The organism is Acinetobacter sp. LCT-H3 (genome assembly GCF_001866125.1).
GTDB lineage: Bacteria > Pseudomonadota > Gammaproteobacteria > Pseudomonadales > Moraxellaceae > Acinetobacter > Acinetobacter schindleri.
Window position 1 is genome coordinate 17,618 of the sequence record NZ_MODX01000021.1, and the last position, 13,809, is coordinate 31,426.

Annotated in this window: 11 protein-coding genes; 6 read left to right on the plus strand and 5 right to left on the minus strand. The window is 43.7% G+C overall.

The window, feature by feature from the left end:
• Positions 1 to 352: 352 nt before the first annotated feature.
• The 5 genes from BK820_RS11205 to dnaA form a co-directional block, all read right to left on the minus strand.
• Positions 353 to 700 (minus strand): hypothetical protein, encoded by a 348-nt coding sequence (locus tag BK820_RS11205; RefSeq protein WP_071320957.1) that lies wholly within the window; start codon positions 698 to 700, stop codon positions 353 to 355.
• A gap of 189 nt (positions 701 to 889) precedes the next feature.
• The gene (gene gyrB, locus BK820_RS11210) at positions 890 to 3,358 is read right to left on the minus strand and encodes a DNA topoisomerase (ATP-hydrolyzing) subunit B (RefSeq protein WP_071320958.1); all 2,469 of its coding nucleotides are present in this window, start codon (positions 3,356 to 3,358) and stop codon (positions 890 to 892) included.
• Positions 3,359 to 3,413: 55 nt separating this feature from the next.
• Positions 3,414 to 4,496 carry a DNA replication/repair protein RecF gene (recF, locus tag BK820_RS11215; RefSeq protein WP_071320959.1) on the minus strand — a complete coding sequence of 361 codons (1,083 nt, stop codon included), beginning with the start codon at positions 4,494 to 4,496 and terminating at the stop codon, positions 3,414 to 3,416.
• Positions 4,497 to 4,523: 27 nt separating this feature from the next.
• On the minus strand, positions 4,524 to 5,672 hold the full coding sequence (dnaN, locus tag BK820_RS11220; RefSeq protein WP_071320960.1) for a DNA polymerase III subunit beta: 1,149 nt from the start codon (positions 5,670 to 5,672) through the stop codon (positions 4,524 to 4,526).
• 109 nt (positions 5,673 to 5,781) lie between these two features.
• Positions 5,782 to 7,164 carry a chromosomal replication initiator protein DnaA gene (gene dnaA / locus BK820_RS11225; RefSeq protein WP_071320961.1) on the minus strand — a complete coding sequence of 461 codons (1,383 nt, stop codon included), beginning with the start codon at positions 7,162 to 7,164 and terminating at the stop codon, positions 5,782 to 5,784.
• Between the two features lie 660 nt (positions 7,165 to 7,824).
• Between dnaA and rpmH the strand changes: the two genes are divergently transcribed.
• From rpmH to BK820_RS11255, 6 genes are all read left to right on the plus strand, one after another.
• Positions 7,825 to 7,959 carry a 50S ribosomal protein L34 gene (gene rpmH / locus BK820_RS11230; RefSeq protein WP_000831329.1) on the plus strand — a complete coding sequence of 45 codons (135 nt, stop codon included), beginning with the start codon at positions 7,825 to 7,827 and terminating at the stop codon, positions 7,957 to 7,959.
• 29 nt (positions 7,960 to 7,988) lie between these two features.
• Positions 7,989 to 8,381 carry a ribonuclease P protein component gene (rnpA, locus tag BK820_RS11235; protein WP_004814013.1) on the plus strand — a complete coding sequence of 131 codons (393 nt, stop codon included), beginning with the start codon at positions 7,989 to 7,991 and terminating at the stop codon, positions 8,379 to 8,381.
• A 9-nt stretch (positions 8,382 to 8,390) separates the two neighbouring features.
• Positions 8,391 to 8,711 (plus strand): membrane protein insertion efficiency factor YidD, encoded by a 321-nt coding sequence (gene yidD, locus BK820_RS11240; RefSeq protein ID WP_004814012.1) that lies wholly within the window; start codon positions 8,391 to 8,393, stop codon positions 8,709 to 8,711.
• A gap of 5 nt (positions 8,712 to 8,716) precedes the next feature.
• Complete coding sequence (gene yidC / locus BK820_RS11245) at positions 8,717 to 10,480, plus strand: membrane protein insertase YidC (protein WP_071320962.1); 1,764 nt, start codon at positions 8,717 to 8,719, stop codon at positions 10,478 to 10,480.
• A 93-nt stretch (positions 10,481 to 10,573) separates the two neighbouring features.
• A complete protein-coding gene (mnmE, locus tag BK820_RS11250) occupies positions 10,574 to 11,932 on the plus strand; it encodes a tRNA uridine-5-carboxymethylaminomethyl(34) synthesis GTPase MnmE (RefSeq protein WP_071320983.1) in 1,359 nt (452 codons plus the stop codon).
• 205 nt (positions 11,933 to 12,137) lie between these two features.
• Positions 12,138 to 13,379: a tyrosine-type recombinase/integrase gene (locus BK820_RS11255; protein WP_143045197.1), complete on the plus strand. Its 1,242-nt coding sequence runs from the start codon at positions 12,138 to 12,140 to the stop codon at positions 13,377 to 13,379.
• Positions 13,380 to 13,809: the final 430 nt, after the last annotated feature.

Below are 13,809 nucleotides of genomic sequence, written 5' to 3' on the forward strand. Positions count from 1 at the left end.
TTATTTTAATTTTCTATAAAAACAGCAGGCAAACTAATCTATTTTGGACAGTTTTGGCTTAAACGCAGAAATCCTGCATAAGCTGCTAATTTAAATTTAAAACATTATTTTAAATTTAAAAATATTTACCCACAAGTCACCAGAGAATAAATTTGAATTTAAAATAAGAGCTGATTTAAAAGTGAATCTATTGTGGATAAATACTATCTTACTCACATAAATAAATATGGATAACTTTGGAGTTATCCACACTATTGATCAAGCTTTGAGCTTATTTAGGAACGGTACTATTCATACATATTTTGATTTATTAATTACTTTATTTTTATAACTTTGTTAAACAGTTAAAAATCTAGGATTTTAGAAATCGAAGTTCAATGATTTTCCATTCATTTGCATAGCGCCACAATTCCTGAATACGATGTTTATCTTTAGCTAAACCAGTCACCACACAACATTCCGTCTGATTCGCATTATATTCGTAATCTTCATATTCTACTTCAGGCTTATGCGGTTTCCAGACCCCATTCTTGACCGCATGCGCAATTCTGTCATAACGGACATAACTGGTTTCTACACGGTTTTTCTGCTCAAACACCACCTTAAAGTCTTCATGCTCATACTGACGCAGAACCTCATAATGACCGGTATAGAATGCATTGGCCCAAATTTTACGAACTTCTTCAAGCTGGCTATCCATGGATAAACCTCTTTATTGCTATAGGCTGGCCCAGATCAGACAAATACTGCGAATAAAAAAATCACCAGATAGGGTGCCAGAATCACTGATCAGCTGCTGAATATACTAACCAGTTAAAATGACATTAGCATAAATTGATCACAAAAAAAGCACCCCGAAAGGTGCTTTTTTAAGTGTATTGTGTATCAGTTATGCATCGATATCTGCGTTTAGAGCATTCTCTTCAATGAAGGCACGGCGTGGTTCTACGTCGTCACCCATCAAGCAAGAGAACATACGATCTGCTTCAATCGCATCCTGTACCGTTACCTGTAGCATGTTACGGTTTTCTGGATCCATGGTGGTTTCCCACAGCTGATCCGCATTCATCTCACCCAGACCTTTATAACGCTGGATCATCATGCCGCGACGTGAGTCTTGCAGGATGTGCTGCCATACTTCATGGAAGCTATTCACCAGAATCTTGCGCTCACCTTTTTGTAGGTAAGCACCCTCTTCGAGTAACGTGAACCAGCTCTTCGAATTCTTCAATAAACGTGCATATTCACTTGAACCCAACAGACCTGAATCCAGCAGATAAACATGTGGCAGGTTATGGATATAAATCGTGATACGTGGCAGATAAGTCACAGACTTGTTGCCTTCTGCATCTTCCTTCTCGAAGGTTTCAATACCCAGCTCAGGACGCAGGCTTGGTTGCTTGTCTTCGATGTGTTGACGCAACTGCATTGCCCAGTTTTCCACATAATCCAGATCATTTGCCTGATCCAGTTTAAATGCTTCAAGCGCCAACAGACCATCCAGCAATGTTGCAGGATAACGTAGCGTCAAACGATTCAAGCTTTTTTGCGAGATCTGGTAATCCGCAATTACATTTGCCAGTGCATCACCACGAATGGCAGGTGCATCCGCACTGATATGCAGTTCAAGTTCATCAATCGCATTCGAAATCAGGTAAGTTTCCAGTGCATCATTATCCTTGATGTACTGTTCCTGCTTGCCTTTTTTCAGCTTGTACAGCGGTGGCTGTGCAATATAAATATGACCACGTTCTACCAGTTCCGGCATTTGACGGAAGAAGAAGGTCAACAGTAAAGTACGGATGTGCGAACCATCCACGTCAGCATCGGTCATGATGATGATTTTGTGATAACGTAACTTGTCCGGGTTGTATTCTTCACGACCAATACCACAGCCCAGTGCAGTAATCAGCGTCCCCACTTCAGCCGATGAAATCATACGGTCGAAACGTGCACGTTCTACATTCAGGATTTTACCTTTCAGTGGCAAGATTGCCTGCATCTTACGGTTACGCCCCTGTTTCGCAGAACCACCCGCCGAGTCACCCTCGACCAGGTACAGCTCAGACAATGCTGGATCTTTTTCCTGACAGTCTGCCAGTTTGCCTGGAAGACCGGCAATGTCTAACGCACTCTTACGACGTGTCATTTCACGTGCTTTACGCGCTGCATCCCGGGCACGTGCGGCATCTATGATTTTACCCGCGATTGATTTCGCTGCTTGCGGGTTCTCTAATAGGTACTCAGAGAATGACTTATTCATTGCCTGTTCGACCGCAGTTTTTACTTCGCTCGACACCAGCTTTTCTTTGGTCTGTGATGAGAATTTCGGATCAGGTACTTTCACCGATACAATCGCAGTCAACCCTTCACGTGCATCATCACCAGATACTGCAACTTTTTCTTTTTTCAGAATATTTTCACTGTCCATATAGTTATTTAAACCACGGGTCAGTGCAGCACGGAAACCGGCTAAATGCGTACCACCATCCTTTTGCGGGATGTTGTTGGTAAAGCAGCGTACATTTTCCTGATAAGAATCATTCCATTGCAATGCCACTTCTACCCCGATCCCGTTCTCCGCCATCGTAGTAAAATGGAAGATATCATTCAGGTGAGTTTTGCCCTCATTGATATATTTTACAAATTCGGACAGACCACCTTCATAATCAAAGATGTGCTCGGCATTAATGCGTTCATCACGCAGTACGATACGCACACCGGCATTCAGGAATGACAATTCACGTAAACGGCGCGCCAGAATATCGACATTGAAAATGGTCTGACTAAAGGTTTCAGCACTTGGCCAGAAACGTACACGGGTACCGGTTCGGTCTGTATCACCAATGACTTTTAACGGGTACTGTGAATCTCCATGGCGGTATTCCTGCTGATGAATATGACCAGCACGATGAATGGTCAGTTCCAGTTTTTCTGACAGGGCATTTACAACCGAAACACCTACCCCGTGCAGACCACCAGAGACCTTATAGCTGTTGTCATCAAACTTACCGCCGGCATGCAGAATAGTCAGAATTACTTCTGCTGCAGACACACCTTCTTCAGGATGAATATCAGTTGGAATACCACGGCCGTTATCTGATACTGACACCGATTCATCTTCATGAATAGTCACTAAAATTTCATCACAGTGACCTGCCAGCGCCTCATCAATCGAGTTGTCGACCACCTCGAAAACCATGTGGTGTAAGCCTGTACCGTCGTCTGTATCACCAATGTACATGCCCGGACGCTTACGCACAGCGTCTAAACCACGTAATACCTTGATGCTAGAGGAATCATAAGCCTTTTCAATGGTTTGTTCTGGTTGAGAAGCAGCTTGATCTTCTGAACTCATGGTTTCTCCCTAGTGAAAAATAGGTCTATCCAAAGATGGGTAAAACTTTAAAATACTATTGCACAACAACCTGAACGATACCGTTTTCAACATTGAATAACTGATATGAGATAGACAAATCATGTAAATGCTTTTGTACTGATTCGTGGTCTAAAGTGGTAATAAAAACTTGACTACCAAGTTGGCTCAATCGCTCAATTAAACGTTGTTGGGCGGTTAAATCTAATTCTGCTGTCAGATCATCTAATAATACCACAGTTTCCTTATTACAAGAATGTAGCATTGCAATTTGAGACAGTTTTAACGCCATCAGCAGCAGCTTTTTCTGTCCACGAGACAGGATCACATCTGCATCTCCCAGAGGGGTCTTCAGACGCAAATCTGCGCGATGTGGACCATATTCTGTATAGCGTCTTTCAACGTCCCGCTCATGATGATTGGTCAGGTCATTGAGCAGGCCAGTTTCAGCATGAAAACCGGGACTATAATCCAGGCTAATCGTGAGATCTGGCAGCAAATGTTTCAGGTCTTCCTCAAAGAAAACTTTCCATTGCTCGACAATACCGATCCGTTGTGAATGCAGAATCTCACCATATTGACTGAGCATCTGGTTCCACGGCTCCAGCTCTGAAAGACTGAGGTAGCGCCTGGACTTTAGCAAGCTGTTGCGCTGCTTCAAGGCACGCGAATAATATTGCCAGGCATGATAGAATTCTGGTTCCACGTGGAACATTAACCAGTCCAATAACTGTCGGCGTGGCTTGGCACCATGATCGATAATATCGGTGCTTTGTGGATCAATCAGCTGTAAGGGTAGCAGCTTGGCCAGCTGCCCCTGGGTCGCTACCAGATCACCATTTACCTTGATCAGCTGCTCACCACTGGCCATTTTCTGCATACCGACTTTTTCAGCATCAGACTGGGCAAACACGATCGCATCCGCAGCACTGTGCTGAATGTAATTTTTAGGAATATGGGTACGAAAAGAACGCCCTGTGGCCAACAGGTGAATGGCTTCCAGAATAGAGGTCTTGCCTGAACCATTCTGGCCATAAAAAACGTTAAACGGCTGCAATCCCTGGAGAGCAACCGTTTTTAAATTTCGTACACGCTCTATATGCAGACGCGTAATATGCATGATTAGCTTGTGCCTGGATGCTGCCGCTTAAACGCGCATCGGCATGACCACATAAGTTTGATCAGTATGTGCAGGATCTTGAACCAACACCGACTGGTTTGCTTCGGTCATGCTCATGGAGACATCATCACCGTCCAGCACACCCAAAACTTCTAGCAAATATTGCGCATTGAAAGACATTTCCATTGGTGCATCCGCATACTGAATGGCGAGATCTTCAATCGCTTCATCCTGCTCCGGGTTATTGGCACGCAGTTGCAGTGAATCCGCATTAAAGTTCAGGAATACACCACGAAGTTTTTCATTACTCAAAATCGCAACACGTTGCAGAGATTGCTTGAATACATCATGTGCGATGATCACGTGCTTGTCACCACCACGTGGAATCACACGGCGATAGTCAGGGAATTTACCATCAATCAATTTGGTGGTGAAACGTACTGTAGTATCCCCCTGCTCCTTATCACGGTTTGGAACTGTGATAGTTACATTTAGCAATTCACGACCAATCAGCAATGATAACTGATCATCTTCAACACTAAGTAAACGCTGTAATTCACCTACTGCCTTACGTGGCACAATCGCCTGGATTGGCTGAGCTGCGGTTGATTGCGCAGCTGTTTCACACAGCGCCAGACGGTGACCATCCGTAGTCACTGCACGCAGCTGGTTGGCATCAATTTCCAGTAATGTACCGGTCAGGTAGAAACGTACATCCTGTACCGCCATTGCAAAAGCAGTTTTTTCAAACAAGCGTTTTAATTCACGCTGGGTCACAGTTACCTGTGTGCCCTGACTGTTTTCATTCGACAGCAATGGATAGTCTTCAGCAGGCAAGGTACCGAGCACAAAACGGCTGTTTCCAGACTTCAAAATACAGCGCTGATCTTCAGTAATTTGCAGATCTACCAACGCAGCTGATGGCAAAGATTTACAGATATCAACCAGCTTACGTGCAGGAACCGTGGTTTCACCGGCTTGCAAACATGCACCTTCATTCAGAGGCATACTTGCTACCAGTTCTACCTCAAGATCTGAACCAGTCACCGTTAATGCTTGAGCTGTCACTTGAATTTTCAGGTTAGACAGAATGTTTAAGGTATGGCGACGTTCAACCGCTCCTACGACATGTGATAGAACATTCAGTAAGCTCTCTTTCGCGATTTTTAAACGCACGGTACATTCCTCTGAAAACTGAAGATTAATATGGAAAAGTTAATTATTTAGCACTGTACTATGCGGCAAAAAAAGCCGCATAGCAAGCGCAGAATTTGAGCGTTTTGGCTTAGCTTTGCAGCAGGCGCTGCAGGTTTTTATAGTCCTCGTTGAAGATCGGATCTTCCTCACGCAGACTCAATACTTTTTCACAGGCGTGCATCACGGTACTGTGGTCACGACCCCCAAATGCCATGCCAATTTCCGGGAAACTGTCTCCGGTCAATTCACGTGCCAGACCCATTGCAAGCTGACGCGGACGTGCATAAATACGGGTACGTTTCGGACCGACCAGTTCTTTCAGCGGAATACGGAAATATTCACTGACCACACGCTGAATATTTTCAGTACTGATGGTGCGGGCGCGAATCGCCAAAACATCTTTTAAGGATTCACGTACCACATCCAGATCAATCGGTGTGCCTTTAAAGCGGGAAATCGCCACCACTTTGTTTAGTGCACCTTCAAGCTCACGCACATTCGCAACCACTTGTTGTGCAATAAACAGTGCGCAGTTACGTGGCAGATCCACTTCATTGCTTTCAGCTTTTTTAAGTAAAATTTCAATACGGGTTTCAATATCGGGCGGCTCAACCCCTACCGACAAGCCCCAGGAGAAACGTGAAACCAGACGAGGATCCAGCTCCGTCAGTTCTTTCGGATAACGATCCGAGGTCAGAATGATCTGTTTCGATTCGTCCAACAGTGCGTTAAAAGTATAGAAGAACTCAACCAGACTGGCCTCTTTACCCGCCAATAAATGAATATCATCGACCAGTAATAAATCCAGAGAACGACAGTTTTTCTTAAATTCTTCAACCTTGCCCTGCTGCAGCGAGCTGACAAAGTCCTGCACAAAGCTTTCTGCGGTCATATACATCACGCGGGCATTCGGCTTGGCTTGCAATAATGCATTCCCTACTGCCTGCATTAAGTGGGTTTTACCCAGACCGGTCGGGCCATACAAAAATAACGGGTTATGTTGAGATGCACCGAGCTGGGTCAAAACCTTACGGCAGGTTTCTGCGGCCATCTGATTCGAGCGGCCTTCCACAAATAGAGAAAAAGTGAATAAGGGATTCAGCTGACGCTTGCGGCTATTTTTAACCGATTCTTCTTTTTCTTTACGTAGGCGAGGCGCAGGCGTACTCACTGGCTGTGTTTCTAAAGCAGCCGTGGTGGTCGCTGGCTGTTCACTGGCAGATAAAATCGCACCAGGACGGGAATCCACCAGAATTTCGACTTTACGGATCCGGCCTTCAGATAACTGTTCCGCCAGAATCGAGATCAGCTCCAGATGATGTTCTTGAATGTAGCGCGTCCAGTAAGGGTTCGGTGCATAAAGACGAAGAGTATCGTCCAGTTCCTCTGCAACCAGTGGGCGTATCCACATTGTAAAGACATTTCCAGAGAGCTCTTGTCGCAAGCGATTTAAGCAGTCTGTCCAAAGCATGTGAATCCCCTATTCATTCCATTGTTTATTTAAAAGCCATTGCCGCACCTAAAAGCGGGTCGCCATTCTAACCAAGTTATCCACATCTGTCATGAAATATTCAGCATAAATCGTTCAAAAAGCGCTTTTCATGCATAAATTTAAATTTAAAACCTGGTGTGGATAAGTTTATCCGCAAGCTGTGGATAAAATATAGCACAAAGTTATCCACAAAGTATGAAAATTATAGAAACAGTTTTATCCACAATATAAGATTATGTTTATTAAAATTAAAAATGCATTTTCCACAGAAAAACAGCTTCCTAATAGTAATAAATTTAAATTTATAAATTTGAATTTATTTATAAGATCCAGACTTTCTGTGGATAACCAACACATGGTTTAAATTTAAATTCAAAACGAGAATCTAAATTTGAATTGTGTATAGTATTGTGGATAAATCTGTTGATATAGATGTTAATAACTAAAATATAATATTAAAACAATTATTTATATTGTGGTTAACTATTTTATTCACTCTTTGACTACACAATTTGAAAAGTATCAGGCAAGCCAATTCCTAGACTAATTTGAAAAGAAATATGCTTTTGCATTGACAGCTCAAGCAATGAGCACTAAAATCGCGGACCTTCATAGAAAGATCATTTTTGGAGTTTCGACATGAAACGTACATTCCAACCATCTGAATTAAAGCGTAAACGCGTTCATGGTTTCCGTGCTCGTATGGCTACTAAAGCTGGTCGTCAAGTTCTAGCTCGCCGTCGTGCAAAAGGTCGTCACAGCTTAACTGTTTAATCAGTTAGGCTTCGCCGACTTTGGGTGATATGACAACACTTTATGGTTTTGGCACAGAGTTACGATTACGCTGTGCTGCCGATTATAAAGGTGTCTTTGATGGTGCGCTTTTAAAAGTGCATCAACCCCATTTCTTATTTCTTGCAAAACCGTCCGAACTGCCAAATAGCCGTTTGGGTTTAGTTGTTGCCAAGAAAAAAGTGCGCCGTGCGCATGAACGAAATCGAGTAAAACGTCTTGCTCGCGAAAGTTTTCGCCTGCATCAACAGCAGCTCAGCGATCTGGATATTGTGGTGATGCCAAAAGCTGGTATTGATACAGTCCCGAATGCAGAATTGCACCAGCAACTACAATTTGCTTGGCAGAAACTCAACCGTCTTGCCAAAAAGCATATAAAAATAGCTCCCTCCCCACAAAAGTAGAGATGGCCAATGGTACGTTTACTGCATTGGTTGATCCGTTTCTATCAGATTGCGATTAGTCCTTTACTTGGACCACGCTGTCGTTATCTTCCAACATGTTCTCAATATTCCTTGGAAGCAGTCCATACACATGGAGCTGTGCGTGGTGTGTGGCTGGCTACTAAACGTATTTGCCGTTGTCATCCGTGGGGTGGCTCAGGATACGATCCTGTTCCTCCGAAAGCGATTCGTTTTATTTCATTTCAGCAAATAGATTCTCAAACGCTTCACGTTGCTGTACCCTTTCGTGATCGTTTATTGAACCAAAATCACTCTCACCACTTGGGGTAATACATATGCAACAATGGGCCAGGATTGCAATTCTCGGGGCTATGTTTGTTGTCGCATATTTGCTCATTTTGGCGTGGCAAAAAGATTATGGAAATGCGGAAGCTCAACCTCAGCAGGAAACTGCAGTTGTGTCGCAAGAAGTGTCAGCAGATTTGCCAAATGCTCAGACGGCTACCGCCGCTTCTGATGTGCCACAAGCAAATGTTCCAGCGCAGCAAGCCACGGATGCTACAGCACCTGTAAGTCAGCAGCTTATTTCAGTACAAACTGACCTTTATCATCTTTGGATTAATCCTAAAGGTGGTGATATTGTTCGTGTTGAATTACTCAATCATGACAAAAACAAAGACAGCGATGAACCTTTCGTCATGCTGGAAAGCGATGCGAAACGTACTTATGTCGCGCAGTCAGGTTTAATTGGTCTAAATGGGCCGGACAGCAGCCGTAATGGCCGTCCAAGCTATGAGCTGGAAAAAACTGCTTATACCCTGGCAGATGCCAAGGCAGTCAAAAATAAAGATGGCGAGAATGTAAAAGTTCTGTCTGTGCCAATGGTATTCAAGACGGCAGATGGTGTAGAAATCATCAAAACCTTCAATTTTACTGAAGGTGAATATCCAGTTGTCGTGAACCACAAGGTTATCAACCGCAGTGGACAGGCTTGGCAAGGTCAAATGTTTGGCCAGATCAAGCGTGACAATTCTGAGGATCCAGGCAAATCTGATCAAGGTATCTTTACTTTAGGTACTTTCTTGGGTGGCGCTTGGGGTACCCCAGATGAGCATTACAACAAGTTGAAATTTGACAACTTTGTTGAAGAAAAACTCAGCACTGAAGCCAAAGGCGGCTGGGTTGCGATGGTGCAGCACTACTTTGTCAGTGCATGGGTACCAGGTAACCTGAAACTGACACAGGGCAATGGCGAGGCCTATACGGCGAAGCTGGAATCACGTAAGTCAACTGATAACATGAATATCATTGGCTTTACCTCTCCGACCTTCAATGTACCTGCCGGTACTGTGGCTGAAATTGATGCGACCTTCTATTCTGGTCCAAAAATCCAGTCAGAGCTCAAAGATCTGGCAACAGGTCTGAACCAGACTGTAGATTATGGCTGGTTATGGCCGATTGCCAAACTGCTATTTGTTGGTCTGGAATTTTTCCATGGCCTGGTAGGTAACTGGGGCTGGGCGATCATTCTGTTGACTGTTCTGGTAAAACTGATCCTGTGGCCATTGTCGTCGAAGAGTTACCGCTCTATGGCGAAAATGCGTGTGATTGCGCCAGAAATGCAGCGTATGAAAGAAGAGTTCGGTGAAGACCGTATGCGCTTCTCTCAAGAGATGATGGCACTGTACAAACGCGAGCAGGTAAATCCACTTGCCGGCTGTTTACCGCTCTTGCTGCAAATGCCAATCTTCCTGGCATTGTACTGGGTACTGATGGAATCTGTGGAACTGCGTCATGCACCATGGATGCTGTGGATTCAGGATTTATCTTCAATGGATCCTTGGTTCATCCTGCCATTGCTGATGGGTGCAACCATGTATATCCAGCAGTCGTTGAACCCACAACCGACTGATCCAATGCAGGCGAAAGTGTTCAAGATCATGCCAGTGATCTTTACAGTATTCTTACTGTTCTTCCCGGCTGGTCTGGTGCTGTACTGGATTGTCAACAACCTGATCACCATCCTGCAGCAAAGCTTGATCAACAAGTCTGTTGCCAAAGATCGTGCACAACGTGATGAGGCAAAGCCAGTCAACTAAGTTGTACTGACGGGCTGAATAAATCCGCTTAAGATGGTAATCTTAGGCGGATTTTTTTTGGCTGTACTTTTTGTTCTTCTGCAGGTGAATTTTATGCTCAACCCAACCACTACGATTGCTGCGATTGCGACACCACCGGGACGTGGCGGCGTTGGGGTGATTCGTCTGTCTGGTCCAAAATCTTATGAGATTGCTCAGGCCCTGACCCGCAAAGACCTGCCAAAAGCCCGATTTGCCGGTTTTCGCCAGTTTTATGATGCGGCAGGTGAAGTCATGGATGAAGGTTTAGCGATCTGCTTCCCGAATCCAAACTCTTTCACGGGCGAAGATGTGGTTGAACTACAAGGCCATGGCGGTCCGGTGATTCAGAATGCCCTGCTGGCACGTTTGCTGGAACTTGGGGCAACAGCAGCCAAAGCCGGTGAATTCTCCATGCGTGCCTTTGAAAATGGCAAGCTGGATCTGGTCCAGGCTGAAGCTATTGCTGACCTGATTGATGCGACATCGCAAGCGGCTGCACGTTCGGCAGTACGTTCTCTGCAAGGCGTATTTTCGACCAAGGTGAATGCTGTACTTGAGCAGTTGATTCATTTGCGTCTGCATGTAGAAGCGGCAATTGATTTCCCGGAAGAAGAAATCGACTTTCTGGCAGATGGCAAGATTTTAAATCTGCTGGATGGCGTATCCAATGCAGTCACTCAAGTCCAGCAATCCGCACGTCAAGGTCAGTTGTTACGTGAAGGTTTGCAGGTGGTCATTGCCGGTAAACCCAATGCCGGTAAATCGTCCTTATTGAATGCTTTGGCCGGGATTGAACGCGCCATTGTGACCGATATTGCGGGTACGACACGTGACGTTTTGCATGAGAAAATTACCTTAAATGGTTTGCCAATTACCCTGACTGATACTGCCGGTCTGCGTGAAACGGGTGATATCGTGGAAAAAGAAGGGATTCGTCGTGCAATCAAGGAAATTGAACAGGCAGATCTGCTGTTGCTGGTCTATGACCTGAGTCAGGGTGATGATCCATTACAACTGGCACAGGAATATTTTGCTGAACATATTGAACCGAAACGCCTGATGCTGATTGGTAATAAAGCAGATTTGACCGGTGCCGAAGCTATCATCGGTGATTTTCAGGGTTTCCGTCATATCACTGTCTCAGCCAAGCAGGAAACCGGTGTGCAAGCGCTCATAGAGGCGATTACAGCGCATGCAGGCTTCCAGCCTGAAGAAGATACCTTTATTGCCCGTACTCGTCATTTAGACGCAATGAAGCGTACCCAGGTGTATCTGGCTGAAGCTCGTGAACAACTGGTAGTATATAACGCAGGTGAGTTAGTGGCAGAATCCTTGCGTCTGGCACAGAATGCTCTAGGTGAGATCACCGGTGACTTTAGTGCGGATGACCTGTTGGGCAAGATCTTTGGGTCGTTCTGTATTGGAAAGTAATTTCAATTTAAGCCTATATTCCAGTAAATTCTAATAAATTCCAATGATAATTAAATAGCATTAAGTTTTAATAGCTTAGTGCTTTTTTTATGCATTTTTATTGTTCCAATATGTTCTATGCGTTCATCTAGTGCTATGATTTTTTTAGTCACCTACTAGCTACGTGACAATAAAATCTTATTTTTATGCCTGAGTGACTAGAATAATGCCAAAAATGAACGGCCTGTTTTTCTCTACTGATAGAGAGATTCAAAACCTGAAACCACAGGACAAACGATATTCAGTTAAAGACAAGCTGAATAATGGGCTGTTTATTGAGGTGAAGGAATCAGGCGTTAAGTCATGGCACTACCGTTATTCACTGGCAGGCAAGCAAGAAAGGCTTGTTCTAGGTCGTTATCCTGACTTGTCATTAAAGGATGCTAGACAAATCAGGGATGAATCCGCCTCATTGGTAGCTAAAGGTATTTCACCGAAACAGGATAAGGCCAAACCTAAAGGCATTTTGTTCAAGGACTACGGCGAACGCTATTTAAAAGAAGTCATTAAAAAAGACCGTAAAAACCCTTACAACATGGTTTTATGCCTGAGCAATGATATTTATCCAATGATGGGCCACATCCCCTTAGATCAGGTCAGCATTGAAGATGTACGCCGTACAATATGGCGCAAAAAAGAACAGGGATATGATGCAGCAGCTAACCAAGTCAGAGGCTTGTTAAAGCGCATGTTTGATTATGCAATGACTTTGGGCCTCGTACCTTATAACCCTGTTTTGGCTATCCCATCACGGCACGTACACAAGGCAAAGCCTAGAGATAGATATTTAAGTACAAATGAAATCCGCACCTATTACACCACCTTACTAAATTCGAGAATCTATAGACCTAGAAAGCTGGGTCTTTTGTTGTCATTGCTGACATTGGTCAGAAAATCAGAGCTATTGAGGGCTAAATGGGAGCATATCGACTTTGATAGCCGTATATGGCTTATCCCTGAAACAAAGGCTGACAGTGCGACAGGTCATAGCCGTGAAATGGTCGTTTATATGTCGGATCAGGTGATGGAGATATTTAAGGAACTAAAAGCGATTGCAGGCAATGAGCCTTTTGTATTTGTAGGCAGAAAGCCAGGTACTCATATCAGCCATAACGCATTTAATACGGCGCAAAAGGCAGCACTGGCATTAACAGACTTGCCACCCTTCACCGTGCATGACTTGAGAAGAACAGCCAGCACTCATCTAAACGAGCAAGGTTTTAATAGTGATGCAATCGAGGCTTGTTTAAACCATACAGCCAAAGGCGTAAGAGGTATTTATAACAAGGCTAAATATGAAAAAGAACGTACAGAGATGATGCAAAAGTGGAGTGATTTTGTATTTAGCCTGATTTATGAACCTAATTTGATTTTCTTTAATACAGTTAAGGTAAAACGTACTGGATAATATTGTAACTAATTGTGTTCTTTCGGAAAGGGAATGCAGCTCAAAGCAACTAAAAGCAATTCAAACCAACTAAAGTGAAGTATTAAATGTATATTTATTCATCATTAGGATATGATTTTAAAATAACATTTCTTTTATTCTCAAATACTTAAATTTGCTGCGCGACAACAATTAACGCACTTGTTGGGTAAAGAGGTAGCCATTTAAGCATAACTCTTATAAAGTAAAACATAGAAATCTAATACATTCATTAAGAAGCATTTATGTCTAATGAGTGTAGGAGAAAAAGAAAAAGGTCAAACACGCCAATGCTTGACCCTTTTCATGGAACAGGTGGCTTTAGTAACGCCAATTACTAAATGCCATTAATTTTTAACCGCCGTTGAAAGGGCACAAAACTAAAGGAAATTTAGAAATGTAAAACGATTAA

Bases quoted from the DNA above. Each gene is read 5' to 3' on its own strand.
- BK820_RS11205 (WP_071320957.1), bottom strand. From the start codon at position 700: ATGGATAGCCAGCTTGAAGAAGTTCGTAAAATTTGGGCCAATGCATTC.
- gyrB (WP_071320958.1), bottom strand. From the start codon at position 3,358: ATGAGTTCAGAAGATCAAGCTGCTTCTCAACCAGAACAAACCATTGAA.
- recF (WP_071320959.1), bottom strand. From the start codon at position 4,496: ATGCATATTACGCGTCTGCATATAGAGCGTGTACGAAATTTAAAAACG.
- dnaA (WP_071320961.1), bottom strand. From the start codon at position 7,164: ATGCTTTGGACAGACTGCTTAAATCGCTTGCGACAAGAGCTCTCTGGA.
- rpmH (WP_000831329.1), top strand. From the start codon at position 7,825: ATGAAACGTACATTCCAACCATCTGAATTAAAGCGTAAACGCGTTCAT.
- rnpA (WP_004814013.1), top strand. From the start codon at position 7,989: ATGACAACACTTTATGGTTTTGGCACAGAGTTACGATTACGCTGTGCT.
- yidD (WP_004814012.1), top strand. From the start codon at position 8,391: ATGGTACGTTTACTGCATTGGTTGATCCGTTTCTATCAGATTGCGATT.
- yidC (WP_071320962.1), top strand. From the start codon at position 8,717: ATGCAACAATGGGCCAGGATTGCAATTCTCGGGGCTATGTTTGTTGTC.
- mnmE (WP_071320983.1), top strand. From the start codon at position 10,574: ATGCTCAACCCAACCACTACGATTGCTGCGATTGCGACACCACCGGGA.
- BK820_RS11255 (WP_143045197.1), top strand. From the start codon at position 12,138: ATGCCAAAAATGAACGGCCTGTTTTTCTCTACTGATAGAGAGATTCAA.